General features: G+C 44.1%; 24 protein-coding genes and 1 pseudogene. 23 read left to right on the top strand and 2 right to left on the bottom strand.

Annotated features, from left to right (window positions below):
* The first annotated feature begins 104 nt into the window (after nucleotides 1–104).
* The 6 genes from plsX (at nucleotide 105) to CC97_RS16405 (ending at nucleotide 6,827) form a co-directional block, all read left to right on the top strand.
* Nucleotides 105–1,109, top strand: a complete 1,005-nt coding sequence (plsX, locus tag CC97_RS16385) for a phosphate acyltransferase PlsX (RefSeq protein WP_347493779.1) — start codon at nucleotides 105–107, stop codon at nucleotides 1,107–1,109.
* 1 nt (nucleotide 1,110) lies between these two features.
* On the top strand, nucleotides 1,111–1,797 hold the full coding sequence (gene rnc / locus CC97_RS16390) for a ribonuclease III (protein ID WP_044976311.1): 687 nt from the start codon (nucleotides 1,111–1,113) through the stop codon (nucleotides 1,795–1,797).
* Complete coding sequence (locus CC97_RS21135) at nucleotides 1,784–2,089, top strand: hypothetical protein (RefSeq protein WP_242848189.1); 306 nt, start codon at nucleotides 1,784–1,786, stop codon at nucleotides 2,087–2,089. Before rnc ends, CC97_RS21135 begins: the two co-directional genes overlap by 14 nt.
* Nucleotides 2,004–2,771, top strand: a complete 768-nt coding sequence (locus tag CC97_RS16395) for a radical SAM protein (RefSeq protein WP_242848190.1) — start codon at nucleotides 2,004–2,006, stop codon at nucleotides 2,769–2,771. The genes CC97_RS21135 and CC97_RS16395 overlap by 86 nt, the downstream gene beginning before the upstream one ends.
* Complete coding sequence (gene smc / locus CC97_RS16400; RefSeq protein WP_044976313.1) at nucleotides 2,752–6,315, top strand: chromosome segregation protein SMC; 3,564 nt, start codon at nucleotides 2,752–2,754, stop codon at nucleotides 6,313–6,315. Before CC97_RS16395 ends, smc begins: the two co-directional genes overlap by 20 nt.
* 284 nt (nucleotides 6,316–6,599) lie before the next feature.
* Nucleotides 6,600–6,827, top strand: coding sequence for a hypothetical protein (locus CC97_RS16405; protein WP_044976315.1), 228 nt, complete (start codon nucleotides 6,600–6,602; stop codon nucleotides 6,825–6,827).
* Between the two features lie 81 nt (nucleotides 6,828–6,908).
* On the opposite strand, the gene CC97_RS16410 is transcribed toward CC97_RS16405, so the two are convergent.
* Nucleotides 6,909–7,349 (bottom strand): hypothetical protein, encoded by a 441-nt coding sequence (locus CC97_RS16410; RefSeq protein ID WP_044976317.1) that lies wholly within the window; start codon nucleotides 7,347–7,349, stop codon nucleotides 6,909–6,911.
* A gap of 25 nt (nucleotides 7,350–7,374) precedes the next feature.
* Nucleotides 7,375–7,782, bottom strand: coding sequence for a hypothetical protein (locus CC97_RS16415; protein ID WP_044976319.1), 408 nt, complete (start codon nucleotides 7,780–7,782; stop codon nucleotides 7,375–7,377).
* 363 nt (nucleotides 7,783–8,145) lie between these two features.
* Here CC97_RS16415 and CC97_RS16420 point away from each other — a divergent pair, with 363 nt between their 5' ends.
* The 17 genes and pseudogenes from CC97_RS16420 (at nucleotide 8,146) to CC97_RS16500 (ending at nucleotide 23,876) form a co-directional block, all read left to right on the top strand.
* Complete coding sequence (locus CC97_RS16420) at nucleotides 8,146–9,738, top strand: AAA family ATPase (RefSeq protein ID WP_044976321.1); 1,593 nt, start codon at nucleotides 8,146–8,148, stop codon at nucleotides 9,736–9,738.
* Nucleotides 9,739–9,909: 171 nt separating this feature from the next.
* A pseudogene (ftsY, locus tag CC97_RS16425) lies at nucleotides 9,910–10,809 on the top strand (signal recognition particle-docking protein FtsY); the annotation flags it as partial.
* Between the two features lie 460 nt (nucleotides 10,810–11,269).
* The gene (locus CC97_RS16430) at nucleotides 11,270–11,851 is read left to right on the top strand and encodes an XTP/dITP diphosphatase (RefSeq protein WP_044976323.1); all 582 of its coding nucleotides are present in this window, start codon (nucleotides 11,270–11,272) and stop codon (nucleotides 11,849–11,851) included.
* Between the two features lie 43 nt (nucleotides 11,852–11,894).
* A complete protein-coding gene (locus tag CC97_RS16435) occupies nucleotides 11,895–12,188 on the top strand; it encodes a YhbY family RNA-binding protein (RefSeq protein ID WP_044976325.1) in 294 nt (97 codons plus the stop codon).
* Nucleotides 12,188–12,784 (top strand): nicotinate (nicotinamide) nucleotide adenylyltransferase, encoded by a 597-nt coding sequence (gene nadD / locus CC97_RS21140; protein ID WP_044976327.1) that lies wholly within the window; start codon nucleotides 12,188–12,190, stop codon nucleotides 12,782–12,784. Before CC97_RS16435 ends, nadD begins: the two co-directional genes overlap by 1 nt.
* A 93-nt stretch (nucleotides 12,785–12,877) precedes the next feature.
* Nucleotides 12,878–13,459 (top strand): bis(5'-nucleosyl)-tetraphosphatase (symmetrical) YqeK, encoded by a 582-nt coding sequence (gene yqeK, locus CC97_RS21145; RefSeq protein ID WP_242848226.1) that lies wholly within the window; start codon nucleotides 12,878–12,880, stop codon nucleotides 13,457–13,459.
* Between the two features lie 2 nt (nucleotides 13,460–13,461).
* Nucleotides 13,462–14,607: an LCP family protein gene (locus CC97_RS16450; protein WP_049962984.1), complete on the top strand. Its 1,146-nt coding sequence runs from the start codon at nucleotides 13,462–13,464 to the stop codon at nucleotides 14,605–14,607.
* A gap of 83 nt (nucleotides 14,608–14,690) precedes the next feature.
* Nucleotides 14,691–15,044: a ribosome silencing factor gene (gene rsfS / locus CC97_RS16455; RefSeq protein WP_044976331.1), complete on the top strand. Its 354-nt coding sequence runs from the start codon at nucleotides 14,691–14,693 to the stop codon at nucleotides 15,042–15,044.
* Between the two features lie 132 nt (nucleotides 15,045–15,176).
* Nucleotides 15,177–17,582: a leucine--tRNA ligase gene (gene leuS / locus CC97_RS16460; protein WP_044976333.1), complete on the top strand. Its 2,406-nt coding sequence runs from the start codon at nucleotides 15,177–15,179 to the stop codon at nucleotides 17,580–17,582.
* 246 nt (nucleotides 17,583–17,828) lie between these two features.
* Nucleotides 17,829–18,002 (top strand): 30S ribosomal protein S21, encoded by a 174-nt coding sequence (rpsU, locus tag CC97_RS16465; protein ID WP_044976335.1) that lies wholly within the window; start codon nucleotides 17,829–17,831, stop codon nucleotides 18,000–18,002.
* Between the two features lie 255 nt (nucleotides 18,003–18,257).
* A complete protein-coding gene (gene flgB / locus CC97_RS16470; RefSeq protein ID WP_049962985.1) occupies nucleotides 18,258–18,632 on the top strand; it encodes a flagellar basal body rod protein FlgB in 375 nt (124 codons plus the stop codon).
* Nucleotides 18,633–18,644: 12 nt separating this feature from the next.
* Nucleotides 18,645–19,070, top strand: coding sequence for a flagellar basal body rod protein FlgC (flgC, locus tag CC97_RS16475; protein ID WP_044976337.1), 426 nt, complete (start codon nucleotides 18,645–18,647; stop codon nucleotides 19,068–19,070).
* 91 nt (nucleotides 19,071–19,161) lie between these two features.
* Nucleotides 19,162–19,485 carry a flagellar hook-basal body complex protein FliE gene (gene fliE / locus CC97_RS16480; RefSeq protein WP_044976339.1) on the top strand — a complete coding sequence of 108 codons (324 nt, stop codon included), beginning with the start codon at nucleotides 19,162–19,164 and terminating at the stop codon, nucleotides 19,483–19,485.
* Between the two features lie 43 nt (nucleotides 19,486–19,528).
* Nucleotides 19,529–21,142 (top strand): flagellar M-ring protein FliF C-terminal domain-containing protein, encoded by a 1,614-nt coding sequence (locus CC97_RS16485; protein ID WP_044976341.1) that lies wholly within the window; start codon nucleotides 19,529–19,531, stop codon nucleotides 21,140–21,142.
* A 14-nt stretch (nucleotides 21,143–21,156) separates the two neighbouring features.
* On the top strand, nucleotides 21,157–22,044 hold the full coding sequence (locus tag CC97_RS16490; protein WP_044976343.1) for a FliH/SctL family protein: 888 nt from the start codon (nucleotides 21,157–21,159) through the stop codon (nucleotides 22,042–22,044).
* On the top strand, nucleotides 22,019–23,344 hold the full coding sequence (fliI, locus tag CC97_RS16495) for a flagellar protein export ATPase FliI (RefSeq protein ID WP_044976345.1): 1,326 nt from the start codon (nucleotides 22,019–22,021) through the stop codon (nucleotides 23,342–23,344). Before CC97_RS16490 ends, fliI begins: the two co-directional genes overlap by 26 nt.
* 61 nt (nucleotides 23,345–23,405) lie before the next feature.
* Complete coding sequence (locus CC97_RS16500; RefSeq protein WP_044976347.1) at nucleotides 23,406–23,876, top strand: flagellar FliJ family protein; 471 nt, start codon at nucleotides 23,406–23,408, stop codon at nucleotides 23,874–23,876.
* The last annotated feature ends 42 nt before the right edge of the window (nucleotides 23,877–23,918 follow it).

Here is a 23,918-nt window from a genome sequence, read left to right on the forward strand (position 1 = left end):
TTTCCGCCGGATGCAGCAGATCCGGTACATATATTTCTACAAAAATAATCGCAGTACATTTTCAAAAACGGAAAACACTGCGATCAGGAGTTTGATTTTTTAATATGATAAATGTAATAGTAGATGCATTCGGCGGTGACAATGCCCCTGATGCGGTTATTGAAGGAAGTATCCTTGCGGTTCAGAATCTCGGAGTGAAGGTAACGCTTGTCGGTGATGAAAAGCTCATAAACGAAGCAGCTGAAAAGCATAATCTTGTACTTGACGGTATTGACGTTGTCCACGCTGATACAGTTTTCGACATACACGAGGAGCCTACTGAGATAATCAAGAGCGGAAAGACGAGCTCGATGGCAGTCGGACTCGGACTTCTTCACGACGGAAAGGGCGATGCGTTTGTAAGTGCCGGAAGCACCGGTGCGCTCGTTGTAGGGGCTACATTCATTGCAAAGAGACTTAAAGGCGTTAAGCGTGCAGCTCTTGCTCCTATTATGCCTGCAAAGGACGGATACTTCATGCTTCTTGACGGCGGTGCAAATACGGAATGCCGTCCGGAAGCGCTTGTTCAGTTCGGACTTATGGGCTCGGCCTACATGGAAAAGGTAATGGGCATAAAGGAGCCGAGAGTGGGACTTCTGAACATCGGTGCCGAGGAGACAAAGGGACGTGAACTGGAGATCGAGACCTACAGGCTTCTCGAAAAGTCACCTGTAAACTTTGTGGGTAACATTGAAGCCCGTGACATGCCGTTCTCGAAGTGCGATGTACTCGTTGCTGACGGTTATACGGGCAACATTGCTCTGAAGCTTTACGAGGGCATGGGACTTTACTTCGGCAAAACACTTAAGAATATGCTCACGAAGAATCTGAAGACAAAGATCGCTGCAGGCCTTCTTATGGATCAGGTAAATGAATTCAAAAAGAAAATGGATTATTCCGAAGTCGGCGGTGCAGTACTCATGGGTATTCAGGGCACCGTTATAAAAGCACACGGAAGCTCGGACGGCAAGGCTTTCTACAATGCCATCCGTCAGGCTAAGGAGTGCGTGGAAACAGGAGTATCGGAACGTATATCATCATATCTTGAAATGCAGAAGGGAGCTGAATGATTTGACCGAGCTTGAGGAAAGTATAAAATACACTTTTAAGGATAAAAAGCTTCTGCATGAAGCGCTTTCACATTCATCATACGCAAACGAATGCAGAAGAAACCGCCGCAGCAACGAACGTCTTGAGTTCCTGGGCGACAGTGTTCTTTCCATCGTTGTGTCACAGTATCTTTTTGAGCATTTTTCGCATCTTCCGGAAGGCGAGCTTACGAAGATAAGGGCGTCGCTTGTATGTGAAAAATCTCTTCATATTTTTGCACAGAAGATCAATCTGGGAAAATATCTTCTTCTCGGCAAGGGTGAGGAAAACACAGGCGGACGTGAAAGAGCGTCGATACTTGCAGATGCTTTCGAAGCCCTGATCGCTGCGATATTCCTTGACGGTGGTCTGGAAGCAGCGAGAACACATATTCTCAGATTCATTCCGGAAGACATTGAAGCACAGAAGAATGCGGCTTTCAGCGACTACAAAACTATTCTTCAGGAAGTTATACAGCAGAATCCGGAGGAAAAGGTCGAGTACGTTATAGCTGACCAGACAGGTCCGGATCACAACAAGGCCTTTACAGTAAATGTATGCCTTAATTCCAACGTGATCGGTGTCGGTGTCGGACGCAGCAAGAAGGAAGCGGAACAGATGGCTGCAAAGGAAGCACTGAAACTGATGGGTTACAATGAAGCACAGTAATATTTCAGTTTTCATTCCGCATACCGGCTGTCCGCACATGTGCAGTTTCTGCAATCAGCACACCATAAGCGGTGCGGTGAAGCCGCCGACGGGTGATGAGGTGCGCAGGACCTGTCTTGAAGCGCTTTCATATATTAAGGACAGGAAAAACTGCGAGATAGCTTTTTTCGGCGGAAGTTTCACTGCCGTTCCGGAAGACTACCGCAATGAACTTCTTGAAAGTGTTCAGGAGTTTTTTAGGGGAAGACGGTTTCGGCGGTATACGTGTTTCAACAAGGCCGGACTGTATTGATGAAAACATACTGGAAAGCTTAAAACACTACGGTGTTACAGCCATCGAGCTCGGATGTCAGAGTATGGACGATGAAGTTCTGAAGCTCAATGAGCGCGGACACAGTGCAGATGATGTCGTTAAGGCATCGGAGCTTATCAGAAAATACGGTTTTGAACTGGGGCACCAGATGATGACCGGACTCTACGGTTCATCTCCTGAAAAGGACGGCATGACGGTCCGCAGGATCATCGCATTAAAGCCGGATACTGTAAGAATATACCCGACTGTCATACTCGAAGGAACAAAGCTTTCTGAACTTTTTAAGTCCGGCGAGTACAGAACGTACAGCCTTGACGAGATGGTGGGATATGTCTGCGGATACATGGAACGTTTTGAGGCTGCAGGCATAAGGATAATAAAATGCGGGCTTCACGCATCTGAAACGGTTGAATGTGAAATGGCGGGCGGCTATTATCATCCCGCCTTCAGGGAACTGTGTGAAAGCAGAAAATACAGAAACATTCTTGACGGAATGCTTTGCGGAGAAGGGGAGTACAGGATCGAGGTCAGACCTGAGCTCGTAAGCAAGGTGACCGGACAGAAACGATCAAACATTGATTATTTCAGTCAGAAGGGGATCAGAATAAAGATCGTTCCTTCGGACCAGAGGGAAGAAATAAATGTATTTAAAATCACTTGAACTCCACGGCTTCAAGTCCTTTCCGGATAAAGTTGTACTTTCATTTGACAAGGGACTTACAGGTGTAGTAGGGCCTAACGGCAGCGGAAAAAGTAATATTGGTGACGCGGTAAGATGGGTACTGGGCGAACAGTCCACAAAAACGCTCCGCGGAAACAAGATGGAAGATGTTATTTTTTCCGGTACTACAGCAAGAAAACCGGCAGGCTTTGCCTCTGTTACTCTTACGATAGACAACAGCACAGGCGAGCTCAATCATGATGACAGTGAAGTTGCCGTTACACGAAAGATCTACCGTAACGGTGACAGCGAATACAGAATAAACGGAAAAGCAGTCAGACTCAAGGACATAAACGAGCTTTTCATGGATACGGGACTTGGCCGTGACGGTTATTCTATAATCGGACAGGGACGAATAGCCGAGATCGTTGGTGCCAGAAGCACGGAACGCCGTGATATTTTTGAAGAGGCAGCCGGCATATCAAAATTCCGCTACAAAAAGGCAGAGGCTGAACGCAGGCTCACACAGGCACAGGATAACCTTAACAGACTCACGGATATTCTGTCCGAACTCGAGGACCGTGTGGGACCTTTGAAAAAGCAGTCGGAAAAGGCTGAGAAATTTCTTGTTCTCGCTGATGAAAGAAAGAAGCTTGAACTTTCACTCTGGATACACGACCTTGAAGAACTTGGCGAAGCACTGAAGAAAATAGAGGAGAATTCACTTATCTATACTGCCCAGTATGAAAACATCGTCAGTCAGGAAGAACGTGAAGAGCAGAGCATCAAAGAAGCGTATGACAAGATGCGTGAGATCACGCTGAAAATAGATGAGTACAAGCAGCTCATACTTGATGTGGAGCGTGAATCGTCAGATTACCGTTCCGGCATTGCTGTGTGCGAAAATGATATACGTCACAGTGAGGAGATGATCGCTTCTGTAAGAAGCAGGCAGGAAAACGAAGAGAACGCCAAAAAGGCAGTTGCCGAAAAGATGGCTGCTCTTAAAAACAAACTTTCCGAAGGCGAGCAGAAGGTGCGCGATACGGAAGATGAACTTCGTTCTGCTGAAAAGAGCTTTAAGGAGATCGAGGAGGAAGCCGGCAGGGCGGAGAAGGAATCCGGGGACCGTGAATCGAAGCTTAATGCACTGTACAGAAAACAGAATGACCTTAAGTTCACTATAGCATCAGCCTCATCAAGACGTGATGAACTTGACGGTCAGCTTGCCGGACTCGATGCACAGAACGAAGAACTGGCAAAAACTCTTGCAGGATATGAGGAAGATCTGCGTACAGCGAAGGAGACCCTTGATACCATCGAGGAGCGGGAGAAGGAAAGTGAAAACAGACTTGCCGGACTTTCGATGATGTACAAAAAGAAAAAGACTGCGTTTGACGAAAGGAAACAGCAGTTTGATGATCTTACTCTTGAACTGAGGGAAAAACAGCAGCGTGAGAAACTCTTAAGCGACATGGAAAACAGCATGGAGGGTCTCAACTACAGCGTAAAGGAAATACTGAAGGCTCAGAAAAACCAGCGTATTTCCGGTATTTACGGTACGGTGTCACAGCTCATAACCGTTGATGATGAATATACCACAGCGATAGAAACAGCGCTCGGCGGTGCTCTTCAGAACATTATCGTAAAGAATGAAGATACGGCCAAGAGATGTATCGCATTACTCAAGGAACTGCGAAAGGGCCGTGCTACATTTCTGCCGGTCACATCTGTAAAGCCGTATGATTTCCGTGAAAACGGCGTACGGAACGAGGACGGATTTGTAGCGCTCGGCGACGAAATCGTAGAAACTGATCCCGATTTTAAGAATATCATGAGCAACCTTCTCGGAAGAACGGTCATTGCCGAGGATATTGACTATGCTTCAGTAATTGCGAAGAAGTATTCGTACAGGTTCCGCATAGTAACACTTGACGGTCAGGTGATCAACGCAGGCGGTTCGTTTACAGGCGGTTCGGCTGTTCAGTCGGGCGGTATTCTTTCGAGAAAGAATGAGATAAATGAACTTGCCGGAAAAATAAAGGAACTCGAAGGCAGGGTCTCACAGGTAAGGGATGACGCCCAGAAGGTCAGAGCGGAAGCTGAAAAGCTTCGTCTTGATATCGAAGCGGAAAACGACACAAAGCAGAAATTAAACGAAGACAGAATGACGTTCCGATCAGAGATAAAGAGTCTTGAATCGATCTTAGCGCAGTCTGAGCAGCAGAACAGGAACTATACTGACAACAGACACAGACTTGAAAAGAACATCGCGGAAGCGCAGGAGCAGTTCTCGGCAGCATCTGAGGAACTTGAAAAGATAAATTCTGAACTTGAGGCAGCTCAGAGCGAGGCGGATTCACACCAGAGCCTGAAGGAAGGACTGGCGGAAAAGAGGAAGCAGCTTTCCGATCATCTGTATGAACTGAAGATCAGGTGCATGGAGGCAGAGAAAAACTGCGAATCCATAAAGCTGGAGATAAGCCACTGTGAAGCAGAAGCAGGAAATCTGAACCAGAGCGCAAAAGAGCTTGAAAGTCAGATCGCCGGTCATGAGAAGACCATAGCTGAAAAGCGGGCTGAAATTGAAAAGAACAGGGCACTGCTTGAAAAGGCATCAGGACAGACTGAAGTTTACAGGAGCTGTATAACCGCTTCCGGTGAGCAGCATGATAAATATGAAGCTGCTGTTTCGGAAAAACGTGCAGGAATAAAGAAACTCGGCGAGGACAAGGAACGTCTTTCACGTGAGATGTCGAGGTTTGAAGAAAAAAAGGTAAATACACAGAGGGATTACGACAGCATAATCACGCGTCTGTGGGAAAATTACGAACTTACACGTACTGAGGCGGAAAATCAGGCGGAAAAGCTTGAAAATGTCGGACAGGCTCAGAAAAGACTTGGCGAAGTTCGTAATTCCATAAAGGCTCTCGGCAGCATCAACGTTGCGGCTATTGAGGAATACAAGGAAGTATCGGAACGATATGAATTCCTTTCGACACAGCTCAAGGATGTCGAGAATTCCAAGCGTGAGCTGGAAAAACTCATCGAGGAACTCACCTCGGACATGCAGAGGATATTTGCCGAGAACTTTGCTCTTATCAACAAAAACTTCAAGGAGATCTTCGTCGATCTGTTCGGCGGCGGCAAGGCCGACCTCGAACTGACCGATCCGGACAACATTCTTGAATCAGGTATCGAGATCAAGGTAGCCCCTCCGGGCAAGGTCATTAAGAACCTTATCTCGCTTTCCGGTGGTGAGCAGGCTTTCGTTGCTATCGCTATCTACTTTGCTATTCTTAAGATCAGACCTGCACCGTTCTGTATCCTCGACGAGATCGACGCAGCGCTTGATGAAGTAAACGTAAGAAAGTACGCTTTCTACCTTAAGAATTTCGTAAGCACAACACAGTTCATCCTCGTAACCCACAGAAGAGGTACAATGGAACTTGCCAACGTCCTCTACGGCGTTACAATGCAGCAGAACGGCGTGTCCAAACTGCTTAAGATGAATCAGGTGGATATTCCGGATGAAAATGAATAACCCGCCTGCGGCGGCCTATACTATCGAAAAACCGGACTGTCTTCCGACAGCCCGGTTTATTTATATATATCCTTGCAGATCCGCAAACTACGTTTGCTCATAAGCATATCGGCTAATAGTAAACGAAAATTATTCGTTTACTGTAATTGCTGCCGTAGGCAGCGACCGTATTTCTGATGCGTTTTTCGTTGACACAGATTGTTACTGATGTTATAATAAAAATGAAAACAGAAATCGTTAATAATTCAAGTTATGAATTACGAATAATCAAGGGGGCAATGTTTATGACAGTACAGCAGCAGGCTCATGTTATGATAGATAAACTGAATGTCAACGGATTGAATTATATAATAAATGTATTGAATGAACTGGATTCTGATAACTGGATCGATCAGTCATCCAAAAAAATAATAGATTCTGTTCATTCAGATGAAAAAAAGGAAGCTTTTCATCGCCTTGAAGAACGAAGGAAAAAATACGAATCGTTTGGTATTACGCTTACGAAAAGGTAAAGTCCACCTTACGGCGGACTTTACTATAAAAAAACGGGCTGTCTTATGACAGCCCGTTTTGAAGGTGCGTACGGCATTCTATTACGTAAATTCACTGTTTAAAACTCGACATTCAGCAGTTTCGTCATTTACTAATAGCTGAATGTTAAAGTCGGTATTAATAAGGTGACCATAATCGTCTGGTACCGAACAATGTCCCATTACTCTTATATTGAAATAATCGTTGCCGTCATTCCCTATAGGTCCTGCTACGTCAAAATTTATATATTTTACAGTACCAATTACAATATTTACAGCATCAATTGCTTCTAAAGTTGCTGTAACATAGTTTGAAGCAGCTTCCTGTGCATCTGGATACGTCAGTTTCGTTTTTTCAGTAACTGGTGGTTCAGTCTGCACTGGTGCCTGTGTTACTTGTTCGGTATTGGATGAAGAATTTGTATCTTCATCACCGCATCCGGTAAATAAAGTAATTGAAGATATAGATAAGAACATAGCAAGTGTGATTAGTCTTTTTTTCATAGTAAAACCCCCACATTTTAAAATATCAGTTAATTAAACCCCTTCTTGTACAGTTAGTACAAAATCCATTTAGTGCATTGTTGGCTTCTGTTATATCACAACCACAATTTGGACATGTAGTGATTATGTTGTTACTGTCCAATTGGGAGACAAATTTTGTTTCAGAATTCTGATAAATAGTTAAAAAGCGATTATAAAGACTCAAAGCTGTATCTTCGCCAATCTCATTATATGCTTTATCGAGTATTGAGATACATTGGTTTTCGAATTTAGTGTCTTTGATGCTACATGTTTTTAATAGATATAACATTGCTTCGGCAAACTTACCTGTTTCAATTTCATCAGCAGTGTACTCTTTATTATCGGATTTAGCGATATCCTCTCGCAGATAAAGAGATAATTGCATAGCGATTTCATTATGAAAATTGAACATTCTTACTCCTCCCAATAAATAGACTTATCAATTTTCAACAACAATCCGGATTGTTGTTTACAACTACATTGTATCAAAAAAAATCAATGGTTTTCGTGCAAAAAAGCAAAATCGTCATAATGCGCAAATATGAATGCCATATTTATATGAAGTATCTGATGTTTTAGTATGCAATTAAAGTAAAGAAATAAAATCACATTGGGGAATATATGTTTTATCTCTTAAGGTGTTTAATAATAACCCGTATAATTTCTTAAAGCTACTGTAAGTGAGATTTGATTTTTTGCTGTAGTATAGATTTTGAGCATGATTTATTGTATAATGAAATAGTAAGTGAAAATCATTCAGGAAAGGAGCTCTGTGATGGGACTTTATTTGAATCCGGATAATGAAAAGTTTAAGAAGATAGTTTCAAGTGAGATCTACATTGATAAGACGGGTCTTCTGAATATGACAAACAGGTTGTTTCGTGAGGAAAAGAACTGTATTGCAGTAAGTCATGCAAGACGTTTTGGAAAATCACAGGCGGCAAGAATGATCGATGCTTATTACAGCAGAGGGTGCAATTCTGAAGAACTTTTTGCCGGACTTGAAATATCCGAATCTGCGGATTATAAAGAACACCTTAACAGGTATAACGTTATTCATTTTGATATATCTTCGTTCGCAGATGAATATAAAGAGACGATCGTAAGTGAACTTAAAAGATATCTTTATGATGATCTGAAAAAGGAATATCCTGATGTTGATTACAGTAAGACAGTATCATCAGTGCTTTATCAGATTTATGAGAGTACGAAAAGCACTGGCTGTACAGGGATAAAATTTGTTATTGTAATCGATGAGTGGGACTGTATCGTAAGAAATTTTTCAGACAGTCCGGAAATCGTTCATGAATATCTTCAGTTTCTTCATTCGCTTTTCAAGAGCAATGAATCGCAGGCGTTTCTTGGAATCGGATATATCACCGGTATTTTACCGATAAAAAAAATTGAAAATGAATCTGCGCTGAATAATTTTATCGAATATACCATGACTGATCCGGATGAAACGGCTTCGTATTTCGGATTTACAGAGGAAGAAGTAAGAAAACTGTGCCAGAGCTACAATATGCCGTTTGATTCTGTGAAAGAATGGTATAATGGTTATGTTTTCGAGAACTTCCATATGTATAATCCGGATTCGGTATGCCTGGCGATGAAAAAACACAAGCTTAAATCATACTGGAAAAATACATCAGCATTCACCTCGGTAAACAGATATATCAGCCTTAATTTTGACGGGCTGAAGGAATCTGTTATAACAATGCTTAACGGAGGCAGAGTATCAGTAGATACAGAAACGTTTCAGAACGATCTTTCTGTTATTAATTCCAGAGATGATGCACTGACTGCGCTCATTCATCTTGGATATCTCGGATATGACAGTGAAAGAAAAAAAGCATATATTCCAAACTATGAAGTTGCTGTTGCTTTTAAATCAGCTCTTGCTACAGGAAACTGGACAAAGATAGCAGATTCGATACAGAAATGTGAGGATCTTTTATGGGCAACCATAGATGGTGATTCTTCAAAAGTTGCTGAACTTGTAGCACTGGCACATGAGGCGTATACTTCAGTACTGAAATACAATGATGAAAACTCACTCAGCTGCGCAATAACCATGGCTTATTTTACTGCACCGGCATATTATAATGTCGTACGTGAACTTCCGTCAGGTAAAGGTTTTGCTGATATTGCTTTTATTCCAAGATCAGATTCCGGAAACATGCCGGCGATGATAATCGAGCTGAAATACGACAAAAATGCTGACAGCGCTCTGAATCAGATAAAAGAAAAGAGGTATAACGGTAAGCTGAAAGGCTACAGTGACAGGATACTGGTTGTTGGTATTAACTACAGCAAGGATACCAGAAATTATGAGTGTGTAATTGAAACGCTTGACGGTTTGTCATGATGTTTATCGATTGGAGATTGTTGTGAACCAATCAGAGTAATGTGCTGATTTGAAAAGACATGCATGTAAAATCATACGTGCATGTCTTTTTTATTGGCATTTATGATACTTGAAAAAGCGTTGTGTTTATGATACAATTAAAAATGTATTTCAAATTTGCCAGGAGGTTTTATGGGACTTTTCAGTAAAATAAAAGCAGGACTTCTGAAAACAAGACAGGCGATGATGTCTAAGCTTTCGAAACTGCTTCATTCATTTACCAAAATAGATGAAGATCTGTTTGAACAGCTGGAGGAAACGCTTATCATGAGCGATGTCGGTGTTGACACTTCGCTTGAGATCTGTGACAGACTCAGAAAGATGATAAAGGAACAGGGGATTACTGATCCGAATGAGATCATGCGTCTTATACATGAAATAGTTTCGGACATGATGGGTGAAGACCAGGGGCTGGATCTTTCCACAACTCCTTCGGTCATTATGGTCATCGGTGTAAACGGTGCCGGAAAGACCACTACTATCGGCAAACTCTGCCACAAGCTCAAGGGCGAGGGTAAGAAGGTGCTTGTTGCTGCTGCTGATACATTCAGAGCGGCTGCTATCGATCAGCTCCAGGTATGGACGGAAAGAGCGGGAGTTGACATAGTAAAGCATGCTGAAGGTTCTGACGCTGCGGCGGTTGTTTATGACGCTATCGCAGCTGCAAAGGCGAGACACTGTGACGTTGTCATCGTTGATACTGCAGGACGACTCCACAACAAGAAAAATCTCATGGACGAGCTGGCAAAGATAAACAGAATCGTGGCAGGACAGGCAGAAGGATGTGCCCGTGAGATCCTTCTGGTACTCGATGCAACAACAGGACAAAATGCTGTAAATCAGGCTAAACTCTTCAGCGAGGTCGCTGATATTACAGGTATAGTTCTTACAAAACTCGACGGTACTGCAAAGGGCGGTATTGTTATTTCAATAAAGAATGAACTTGGCATTCCGGTCAAGCTTGTTGGTCTCGGTGAAAAGATCGATGACCTTCAGGATTTCAACAGCCGTGATTTCGTAAATGCACTGTTCGGTGACGAAGTTCTCGACGGTGAAGTAAATATGGATGATGATATGTCTGAAGAGGATGAAGAAACTGCGGATATCGAAGAAGCATCTGCTGAATATTCAGAAGATGTCGATGATACATATACAGAAACTTCAGAAGAATCATCTTATGCTGAACCTGAAGAAATAAAAGAAACGACAGTGTCCGAACCGGAAGAAGCACCGGAAGAAGCACCGGAAGAAACAGCGGTTTCAGATGAAAATGAAGCTTCTGAGGTCTCAGAAGAATCTGAAGAACCGGAAGTAACCGAAGATTCAGAAGAGACTGCAGAAACTGAAGAACCAGAGGGAACTGAAGAATCAGAAGAAGCTGCGGAACCGGAAGAAACTGCAGAAGCTGAAGAAGAGACAGAGGAACCGGAAAAGAAGAAGGGATTCTTCAGCCGTCTTTTCGGTAAAAAGAAGAAATAATAAGGAGTAACAGATGAAGGTAATACTTGCATCAAACAATAAGCACAAGCTTGAAGAAATAAAGAAGATACTTTCACCTCTCGGCTATGAAGTTGTTTCACAGGCTGAGGCCGGTGTGAATATCGACGTTGAGGAAACAGGCACTACTTTTGAGGAAAATGCCGCACTTAAGGCGCAGGCAGTTTACGATCTTACAAAGACAGCAGTTATTTCAGATGACAGCGGACTTGAAGTAGACTATTTAAACGGTGCTCCGGGCGTATATTCACACCGCTACGCAGGCGAGAACGCTACAGATGCTGACCGCTGTGCAAAGCTCCTTTCAGAATTAAGCGGCGTTGAAACAGAAAAGCGTACAGCAAGATTTGTCTGCGTGCTCTGCTTTATTGACGACAAGGGCGAAAAGCTTGTTATCCGCGGTACAGCCGAAGGTATCATCGGAACAGAACCTAAGGGCGAAAACGGATTCGGCTACGATCCTGTATTTATGTACGGTGACAGATCTTTTGCCGAACTTTCCGCAGAGGAAAAGAACTCCGTAAGCCACAGGGCAGATGCACTTAAAAAGTTTGCAGCTGCTATCGGAGCAAAATGAAACACTGATAAATGAACGTAATGCTAAATGAAAGGCTGATATTATGCTTACAAGCAAACAGAGATCAAAACTCAGAGGAATAGCAAGTACCTACGAAACAATTTTTCAGGTAGGTAAAAACGGAATACAGGATACACTCATAGCACAGGTAAACGACGCTCTCAGAGTGCGTGAACTTATCAAGCTCCGTGTACTCGACAACAGTCCGTACACAGCAAGGGAAGCTGCTGACGAGATAGCAGAAAAGACAGGCGCTGATGTAGTTCAGGTAGTCGGCAGCAGATTCGTTCTCTTCAAGCGAAATCCGAAAGAACCTGTGATCGAAATAGACATCTGATGGGCAGAACAGGATTTTTCGGCGGAACGTTCAATCCGATACACTCCGGCCACATCCATCTTGCGGAGGAAGCCTACAGTAAACTCGGACTTGACCGCCTTATACTTGTTCCGGCAAATATCCCGCCGCACAAGGAAGCGCATGATCTGTGCAGTAACGCTGACAGATTAAACATGTGCCGCCTTGCTGCTGAGGACCATGAAGGCTTTGAGGTCTCGGACTTTGAACTGAAACAGGGCGGCAAAAGCTATTCCGTTTACACGACGGAGCATTTTGCGGAAATGTATCCTGATGATGACCTTTACATGATGGTCGGAAGCGACATGCTTTTAAGTTTTGACAAGTGGTACCGCTTTGAGGATATACTTAAAAAAGTGACTCTGGCAGTCGTGTCAAGAGAGTATGACGACATGGATGACTTAAAGAAAAAGGCGGATGAACTTTCGGCTTTCGGCAGCGTGAAGATAATAAACGCTGATCCTTTTCCGGTCTCATCAACGCAGATAAGGGATCTGATACGCCGCGGCCAAAAATATTCTTGCTATTTGCCTGAAAAAGTAGTACAATATATTAGACTGAAAAAATTATACGTATGATGATCATCACTGTTCCTTAAGACCCGCTGATACACATAACTGCGGGCCTTAAGGCAGTGTATAAACAACTGGCTGGTGATATATTTGTTCGACGTGGAAAATATTACAGATTTTCTTAAAAACCGTCTTTCAGAAAAAAGATTCAATCATTCACTCAACGTTGCCGCAGAATGCCGTAAACTTGCGGAATGGTACGGTGAAGACAGTGAAAAAGCATATTTTGCAGGTCTTGTACACGATATCTGCAAGGAGCTTCCTGCAGATGAACTGAAAAAAATGGCTGCGGAAAGCGGACTCGGCGTATCAGCGGCTGAGCTTGAGACCAAGGCGCTCTGGCACGCAGTTGCAGGAGCAGCATTTGTACGTGATTCGCTTATGATAGAAGATAAGGATATTATCAATGCCGTACGCTTTCATACTATCGGCAGAGCGGGAATGAGCCGCTTTGAGGAGATCGTGTATATCGGTGACCTGATTTCGGCAGACAGGTCCTACAACGGGGTCAAGAAATTCAGAAAGCTTGCTTATCAGGACATGGACAGGGTGATGCTTGAAGCCCTGATCTTTTCGATAGTATCTGTTACTGAGAAAAAAGGTCTCATTCCTGAATACACGCTTGAAGCTTACAATCAGTATGCGCTGAGAGAGAGCCGACGTGCTCAGGAAGGAAAGTGAACATGGTAAGGAAAAGTAAGTTCAGGATATTCAGAGATATTCTTCTGCTTCTTATTACACTTGCTGTACTTTTTGTTGCCGGAAAAGGCATGATAAAGTCTGTTGTGTCTGACAGCCAGCCTTTTAAATCAGAACAGGCGGGCGAGCTGGATGCCGACAGCAACACATACATGCTTAAGCCGATGGAACCGGAACAGATGTTTGACGGCCTTGACCTTTACCAGTACATCGAAGGCCAGTACACGGTGCTGTGTCTCGGAATGGATGAGGAAGGACTCAACACGGATATTATGATGCTCGCGCAGTTTGACCTTAACGCAGCGAAGATAAATATTCTTCAGATACCGCGTGACTGCTACGTTGGTCCGGAATACACGAAGGCTGAACACGGAAAGATAAACAGCGTATATTCCGACGGTGTATGCGAAGGAAGCACTCCGGTCGCAAAGGTCGCTAACTGTCTGAAAGATCTTTTCGGTATTCCGATAGATGCGTACATCGGTATAAAATGCACTGACGTTCCGCCGGTAGTCGATGCTATCGGAGGAATTCCGATAAACGTTCCGTATGATATCATCTACGAAGCAGACAAGATCATCTACAAAGGTGAACAGGTGCTTAACGGTGAGCAGTCTGAATGGTTCGTGCGTTTCCGCCACGATTATCTCGAAGGGGACATTGCCAGAATCAGAGCTCAGAGGATCTTCCTGGCTGCCGGAATGCAGAAGGTAAAGAATCTCGGCACGCTGAAGGTACTGAGTATTTATCCTACACTGAAGCAGTACCTCATGTCTGACCTCGACATCAGCGAAATCGGTATTCTGTGCGATTTTGCCCAGACTGTTTCAATGGAAAATGTAACTGTAAGAATGGTGCCGGGTGAAGACTTAAGTCCGGGAGACATCAATAATTACTACGGCTACTCGATCCATGAGCAGGAAACAGCTGATATGCTCAACGAGTATTTCAGACCTTATCAGGAAGAAATGACAGCCGATCAGCTTAACATAACCGAAGTAAAGCATACAGCCACATATTACGATAATGACAGCACAAGTTTCGCTGACATTGAAAACGGAAATGTTCCGTCTGTTCCGTTCAGGGAAGATGCAAACACCCTTGACGGAGCCGGAGACGGGGAAGAATAAAAAGGAACTGCCGGTCAGTGTGGTACAGGGTTTACGACCCGTACTGATGATCCGGTGCTTCCGGAAATGAAAGGAAAGATAGAATGGATACAAAGGAAAAACTTGAAAAGATAGTTAAAGCCCTCGATTCAAAGAAGGCTGAAGATATAGAAGTACTCGGAATAAGAGATCTTACAGTGCTTTCCGACTACTTTGTAATAGCAAACGGTACAAGTACGACTCACACAAGAACGCTTGCCGATGAAGTTGAGTATCAGCTTTCACAGTCCGGCATCGAACCTTCCGGAAAGGAAGGACACAACGGTTCAAACTGGATCGTGCTTGATTATTCAGATATTATCGTTCATGTTTTCTACAAGGAAACAAGAGAGTTCTATCAGCTCGAAAGACTCTGGGCTGACGGAGAACATCTCGACGTGGAAGAGTTATTAAAGTAAAGTTTAAGCCGCAGTTCCGGTAAAACCGGAACTGCGGTTTTGAGGGGGACAGGGGCGGAGCCCCTCCTCCCGTCAGGGCATCACCTGCTTCGCCGGTGATGCCAAGGAATATTTATGTAAGGAGCTAACTCTATGGGTAAATATGATTTTGCTGCCGTTGAAGCAAAATGGCAGAAATACTGGGAAGAAAAAGGAACTTTCAGGGCATCTGACGACTATTCAAAGCCAAAGTTCTACGGCCTTGTTGAATTCCCTTATCCGTCAGGCCACGGAATGCACGTAGGCCATATCAAGGCATATTCAGGCCTTGAAGTAGTAAGCAGAAAGAGACGTATGGAGGGCTACAACGTTCTTTTCCCTATCGGATTTGACGCTTACGGACTTCCAACAGAAAATACAGCTATCAAGGATAACGTTCATCCGAGAATAGTAACAGACAGAAACATTGCAAAATTCACAGGTCAGCTCAAGAGCGTAGGTTTCTCATTTGACTGGTCAAGAGTTATAGATACGACGGAGGAAGGATACTACAAGTGGACACAGTGGATCTTCCTCAAGATGTTCGAAAACGGCCTTGTTTTCAGAGACAAGACAAACGTAAACTACTGCCCGAGCTGTAAGGTAGTTCTTTCAAACGAAGACTCACAGGGCGGCAAGTGTGACGTATGCCACAGCGACATTATCCAGAAGACCAAGGAAGTATGGTACCTCCGCATCACAGAATATGCAGACAAGCTCCTCAAGGGACTCGAGGAAGTTGACTACCTTCCGAACGTAAGACTCCAGCAGGAAAACTGGATCGGCAAGTCAACAGGTGCGTTTGTAAACTTTGACATAAAGGAAAATGATGAGAAGCTCCGCATCTACACAACACGTCCGGATACCCTTTACGGTGTAACATTCATGGTAATCGCTCCGGAACATCCGATCATCCAGAAGTACCGCGACAGCATTAAGAACATTGCAGAACTCGATGCCTATAAGGATGAATGTGCAAAGAAGAGCGAATTCGAGAGAACACAGCTCGTCAAGGACAAGACAGGTGTAAAGATCGACGGTCTTACAGCTGTGAACCCAGTAACAAAGAAAGAGATCCCGATCTACATTTCCGACTACGTAATGATGGGCTACGGTACAGGTGCCATCATGGCAGTTCCTGCTCACGATACACGTGACTACGACTTCGCAAAGAAGTTCGGCATCGATATAATCGAAGTAATAAAGGGCGGCGACATCACCAAGGAAGCCTACACAGGCGAAGGTGAACTTGTAAACTCAGGCGAGCTCAACGGCATTTCAAACAAGAAGGATGCTGTTGCAAAGGCAATAGAGATTCTTGAAAAGCTCGGCTGCGGCGAAAAGGGCGTTCAGTTCAAGATGAAGGACTGGGCATTCAACCGCCAGAGATACTGGGGTGAACCTATCCCGATAGTTCACTGCGAACACTGCGGCATGGTTCCTGTTCATTATGAGGAACTCCCGCTCAGACTTCCTCCTGTAGAAAACTTCGAACCAGGTACAGACGGCGAAAGCCCGCTTGCAAAGATCAGTGACTTCGTTAAGTGCAAGTGTCCTAAGTGCGGTAAGGACGCAAGAAGAGAAACTGATACAATGCCTCAGTGGGCAGGTTCATCATGGTACTTCCTCCGTTACTGCGATCCAAAGAACGATAACGAGTTTGCGTCACAGGAGGCACTTAAGTACTGGATGCCTGTTGACTGGTACAACGGCGGTATGGAACACGTTACACGTCATATGATCTACAGCCGTTTCTGGCACAAGTTCCTCTATGACCTCGGTCTTGTTCCGACTTCGGAACCGTATGCAAAGAGAACTGCACAGGGCCTTATTCTCGGACCAGACGGAGAAAAGATGTCCAAGTCAAGAGGAAACGTTATCGATCCTAACGACGTTGTTGCAGAATACGGCGCAGATGTTCTCAGACTTTACGTCCTCTTCATGGGCGACTACGAAAAGGCTGCTCCGTGGAGCGAGTCAAGCATCAAGGGATGCAAACGTTTCGAAGACAGGATCTGGGCTTTACAGGATATGATCACTGACGGCGATGAATACAGCGAAAAGCTCCGCAGTGCATTCCACAAGACAATAAAGAAGGTAAGCGAAGACATCGAAGCTATGAAGTTCAACACAGCCATAGCAGCAATGATGTCACTTATCAATGACATATACGCAGCAGGAAGCATAACAAAGGGCGAATTCGGTGCTCTGTGCACAATGCTCTATCCTTTTGCTCCTCACATAGCTGAAGAAATGTACAGCAGCGTTTTCGGAAAGATCCTCAGCGAACAGAGCTGGATCACATATGACGAAGCACTCTGCGTTGACGACTCAGTTGAAATTGTTCTCCAGATCAACGGCAAGGTACGTTCAAAGATCATGATCCCGGTCGGCACAGACAAGGATACAGCGTTTGAAATGGCACTTAAGGATGAGAAATTTGCCGAAGCAACAAGCGGAAAGAACATTGTTAAGCAGATATATGTACAAAACAAACTTGTGAATTTTGTTGTAAAATAACAAAATATCTCCGGAGATTATTTTCTACTTGACAACACCGTGCCTGGTGTGCTAAAATAAATTTATGTTATTCATACAGCTTATATTACTGCGGTCTGAATGACATGCGAATATACAGTGTGTCACTCATGGTCACAGTTTTAGCTTATAACAGAGGAGATAAAAAACAGATGACTGACATCTGATTCCGCAAGGTTTCAGATTTTAGCATAAACCTCTGTCTTTGTGGCAAAGGGAGGGAATAAAGTGGCAGAAGTTCGTGTTGGTAAAAACGAATCTTTAGAGACAGCACTCAAGCGCTTCAAGAGATCATGCGCTAAGGATGGCGTTATAGCTGAAGTTCGTAAGAGAGAACACTACGAAAAGCCTTCGGTTAAGCGTAAGAAGAAGTCCGAAGCAGCTCGTAAGCGCAAGTATTGATAAACAGTACATAAAACCAATTAAAAGAATTATCCTTCAGGTTTTCCTGGAGGATATTTTTTTTACTGAAAAAATCTGCGGCAGACCGTTTTTTCGTCTGTGTACCCGTATTATAAAGTTCCTTTGTATAAAATGCTGTAATTGGACCTGTAAATTTGTAATGAAATCTTGTCTATTTTAAAATTCATTACTTGAAATTCAGATTAGTATAATGTATAATAAAATAATAAAATACTATTATTGGGGGGATAGACTGTGATTTTAGATTCATTTCAGTTCAAGGCAATGGAAAGCGGCATAAAGGCTATGTCTTTAAAGCAGCAGGTACATACTCAGAACATCGCAAATCTGGACACTCCGGACTACAAGGTCAAAACGTTTTCCTTCGGGAACACGCTGGAAGACCAGATGAAACACAATACTAAAAAAGACAGTATAGAATATGATTTTGAGGCAAAGGTCGAAACAAAGGATAACGTTGAAGTACTTGTCGACGGAAACAACGTTGACATTGAGAACGAAAATCTTGAACTCTACAGCGCGTACATCCAGCAGGCAGCAACTATCCAGAAGATGAATGCAGTAATTTCAGACTATCGTTACGTTCTTCAGAATGCAAGCTTCAAATAAGGGGGTAAGTTTATGGCTTTTCTGAATGCTTTGAACATAGTAGGTTCGGCTCTTACTGCTGAACGTTTCAGAACAAACATAATCACACAGAACATTTCAAACCAGCTTGTTATCGGCAGAAACGGTGAAGATCCTTACCGCAGAAAGCAGGTAATATTCCAGACCCGTCCGCAGAGTTTTGACGAAACACTTTCACAGGTAAAGGGCGGCGGCGTAAGGGTGACACAGGTTGTTGAAAGTCAAGAGGATTTCAAGCCGGTTTATGACCCGACTCATCCTGATGCGGATGAAGACGGATATATATACTATCCTAACGTTAACAACACGGAAGAACAGCTTGACCTTATGGAAGCAACAAGAGTGTACGAAGCAAACGTAGCAGCACTCAGCGTTGTAAAGGCCATGGCATCAAAGGCTCTTGAAATAGGCAAGGGCTGATCAGACAGAATTAAGGTCTGACAGGTACCGGAACTTAAGTTTCCGGCGTAACCGGATAAGTACAGTTTATGGATTTTAAGGGGAATGAAAAATGATCAGAGAAGACTTTATTACTCCGCTTTCAGGCATGCAGGCGATGAAACCGCTGCAGCCTATAGGTTCCGGAAAAACAAATGCCGGGAATGACGAAACGGGAATGTCATTCGGCGAAACGCTGCGTTCAAAGATCCAGAACGTAAAGGATCTGGAACAGAAGTCACTGGCCAGTGCCTATGACGTATCAATGGGCAACACTGAAGATATCGAAGGCGCCATGATAGATGCGACGAAGGCATCTGTAGCCATCGAAACAGCAGTCCAGGTAACAACAAGGGCAGTTAACGCCTACAAGGAAATTATTCAGATGCAGATCTGACAGTGTTTTTTAGGAATTTTTAGTTTGGAGAATGATTTTATAAATGAACGATAAATTGAAACCGGTACTTGATAAAGTAAAATCAGTCTGGGGAGGAATGTCGAAACGAATAAGGACACTTCTCATAGTCGGACTTTCGGTAATACTTGTCGGTTCCATAGCACTTGCGGTTGTTCTTAACATCGAATCGAAGAAATGGCTCGTTCTTTTTCCGGGCATGACCACTGAAGAAGCTTCACAGGTTTACCTTGAACTCAAGAACATGGAAGTTGACACGAAGCTCAATTCCAAGGGTGAGATCGAAGTCAGAAAGGAAGAGTGGGACGACCTTGTTTACAGACTTGCTGAAAAGGGATACCCTCAGTCAGCACCGTCCTACGGAACATTCTTTGATAACCTCAAGATGACTATGAGTGAGTTCGAAAAGAAGCAGACACTTCGTTTTGAACTTCAGGACAGAATACAGACAACACTCAAGCGCATCGACGGCGTAAAGGGTGCCATTGTTACTATCAGTCTTCCGGAGAAGACCAACTACGTATGGAAGAAGGATGACGCAGACAAGGCAACAGCCAGCGTAATGCTGACACTCGATAATCCTGACAGATTCACTCCTGATCAGGTAAGTGCCATCAAGAATATTGTTGCGTACAGTGCGCAGCAGGTAAAACCGGAAGATGTTTCAGTCGTTAACGCCGCAACAGGCGTGGAACTTCTCGGACTTGAAGAAGCTTCAAGTGATGTGTTCGATGACGAGACAAGAATGAATTATCTGAACATGATCAAGAACCAGTACGAGGAGAACGCAAGAAGGATCCTTGCTCCTATCTACGGTGAAGGCGAAGTTATCGCAGTAGCCTTTGTTGATATCGACTACGACAAGGTCAACGAGGAAGTAAAGGAATACCTTACAAATGAAGAAAACGAAGGTGTAAAGTCTGACCAGTACATCAGATACGAAGCTGACGGCGTGGTCGATCCGGGCGGAATAGTAGGCGAGGAAGACAATACCGACATTCCTAACTACGGAAACCTTGAGGATGATCTCAAGTCAACTGATACACCTGAATACGAAAGAAAAACAGAATGGGCTATCGGTTACATCCTCACACAGAAGGAAAAGGCACAGGGTGCTATTACCGATGCAAGCATATCTGTTGTTGTAACTACAGAAACAGGCCAGCTTACCGGTGCTGAACAGGAAAACATCATTCAGCTGGTAAGAAACGCTACAAATATTGATATTGAAAAGATCTCAGCGTCTGCAAGACTTGCAAATACGCTCGCAGTTCCTGAAGATGTTCCGGGAGTGGTTGATCCTGATTCACCGCTTGCGAAGCTTATCAACAGCCCGTGGTTCAAGTGGGCACTGCTTGCAGCAGCAGTTCTTCTTATTCTTATCATTACGTTCATTATTGTTGCGGTCAATAAGAGCGCAAAGAAGAAGATCGCACTTGCTGAAGCCGAGAATCTTGCACAGCTTGAAAGTATGAAGAAAGCCAATGAACAGGAGGCAGAAAACTTCAAGAAAACTCTTGAACAGGCTGCCAAGGAACATTCTGAAACTTCAAATGCAACTGCAAACGAAGTCAAGGAATTCGCAAAGAAGAATCCTGAGATCGCTGCAGCACTTATACGTTCAATGATGAAAGGATAAGGATGGGGACTTAAGTGAGCAAAATATTCAGATCAGAGGAAGTAGTAAAAATCGCTGAAGCGGTCATGATCCCTGACTGTGTTGTCAGAGTCGAGCCGCGTGAGCTTCCGGAGTCAACTCTTCTGGGCGTCAGCGATGATGATCTGCCGGCTTCCGGAGATATTACCGACGGGGAAATGGAATCCGGTACGGAAACCGATCCTTCTGCTGATGACGAGGCAATGTCTGAAGATGCAAAAGCCTCGTATGAATCAGAATATGAAAAGCTTGAGATCGAGCGTGACGCTATAATAAAGCAGGCACAGTCGGAAGCAGCACAGATAATCGAGAATGCACGTGCAGAGGCGGCTCAGATACTTGAAGATGCTGCCGAACAGGCTAAAAACGTTATGGCTTCCGCTATGGAAGACGGATATGCCGAGGGCGTCAGAACAAAACAGGAAGAGATCGAGAATTGTCTGCTTGAACTGAATCAGTCAGTTGCCGAACTTAAGATCAATCAGGAAGAATACTTTGATGATTACGCAGATGAACTCAGACTTACAGCTCTTGAAGTGGCTGAAAAGGTTCTTGCACAGAAACTTGAAGTTGACGAAAGAGTCATTATCCCGCTTGCAAGAAGTGCTGTCAAGACACTGAGGGAAGTTAACTGGATAAAAGTAGAAATCTCAGATAAAATGCGAAATGTGGCTGCGGAACTGGAAAAGGTCATAAGCGATGCAAAGCCTAACCAGCGTATCGAAGTGGAAGTCAGACGTGACGCTCCGGAAGGCACCTGTGTTGTAAGCACGGCCGAAGGCGTTATAGTTGCTTCAGTGCTTCAGCAGCTTCAGAACATACGTGAATATTTTGAGCATTACAAGGACAGTGAGGAAAATGTATCAGAAACTCGATCATTCTAAGCTGCGCCGCAGCATGAGATCCACGAACTTCTACACTACTCTGGGTAAGATCGAACAGATAGTCGGAATGACTGTTGAAGCTTCCGGTATGTCCTGCAACATCGGCGATGTGTGCTCGATATCGACCAAGGGGAAGGAAAGGAAAAAGATCCTTTCGGAAGTCGTAGGTTTCAGAAACAACAAGGTGCTTTTAATGCCGTACGGTGATATAGACGGTATCGGCTACGGAAGTTTTGTTATCAACACCGGTGAGAAACTCAAGGTGAAAATGAGTGAGGATCTTATCGGAAGAACAATAGATGCGCTTGGTAATCCTATCGACGGCAAGGGGGAAATAAAATCTGATGTCTATTACGGCATTCAGGGGGCTCCTGCCAACCCGATGACCAGACCGCCTATTTTTGAACCGCTTGAGTTCGGCGTAAAGGCTATCGACGGTATGATAACCATAGGCAAGGGACAGAGAATGGGTATTTTCGCCGGAAGCGGTGTCGGAAAGTCCACTCTCATGGGCATGATAGCCCGTAACATCAAGGCAGACGTAAACGTTGTTGCCCTCATCGGCGAACGTGGACGTGAACTTAAGGAGTTTATAGACAGGGACCTCGGTCCTGAAGGTATCAAACGAAGTGTTCTCGTGGTAGCTACCTCAGACCAGCCTGCAATGCTCCGTTCAAAATGTGCCCAGACCGCAACTGCCATTGCAGAGTACTTCAAGGATCAGGGAAAAGACGTTCTTCTTATGATGGACTCCCTTACCCGTTTCTGTATGGCGGAACGTGAAATAGGACTCAGCGTAGGTGAACCGCCTATTGCAAGAGGGTATACACCTTCGATCTACGCTTCGCTTCCGAAGCTGCTTGAAAGGTGCGGAAATTTTGAGACAGGGTCTATAACAGGTATTTTTACGGTACTTGTTGAAGGTGATGACTCAAACGAACCTATTTCCGATACTGTGCGAGGAATTATCGACGGACATATAATGCTGTCGAGAAAGATCGCCATGAAAAACCACTATCCGGCCATTGACGTTCTGGCAAGTATAAGCCGACTCATGTCGAGCATTGCTACTCCGGAGCAGAAGAAAGCAGCCGGTACCATCAGAAAGATAATGTCACTGTATCAGGAAAATCAGGATCTTATATCTATAGGTGCCTATAAGACGGGTACCAATCCTGATCTTGACTTAGCTATAAAAAAGATGGATTCTGTAAATAAGTTTCTTCAGCAGTCCGTGGATGAGAAATCCACTCTTGAGGGAGCGATAGAACAGATGATAGAAATTGCCGGAGCCAAATAATACGGCGCCGAAGGCATAAAACAGAGCCACAGGGGTTCTGATTCAAAAAGGAAGCGTATATATGAAAAAGTTTAATTTTACTTTACAGAAAATGCGCGAGTACAAAAAACAGATACTTGAAGGGGAAAAGGGATATCTCATGACGCTCTATTCGGAGTACAACGCTCTTGAACAGAGATACGAAGACCTGAACGGTGAAATGAGAAATGTGTGCCTTGAAGCCTCGGACCAGATGAAGGTCGGTATAGGTGTAAGGGACATTCAGGTATATGAGATGAAAAAAGCCTCGATGCGCCGCGAACAGGCGCAGCTCAGGATCCAGATGAACGTTATGGAGTCATCTATCGAAAAACAGCGCAAGGTCGTTGTTCAGATGTCGCAGGAGGTTTCCGGACTTGACAAGCTGGAAGAAAAGCAGCGTGCCGAGTACAACTATCTTGTGAACAAGGAGAGTGAGCAGTCAATTGAGGAATTCCTTTCGTTCAAAATGTCGAAGGGGTCGGAAGACACCGTCGACTTTGACGGAATGTAATTCAAATAGATGAAGCACCGGTGAAATCAGAATTTCGGACGG

The organism is Ruminococcus sp. HUN007, assembly GCF_000712055.1.
Classification (GTDB): Bacteria; Bacillota; Clostridia; order Oscillospirales; family Ruminococcaceae; genus HUN007.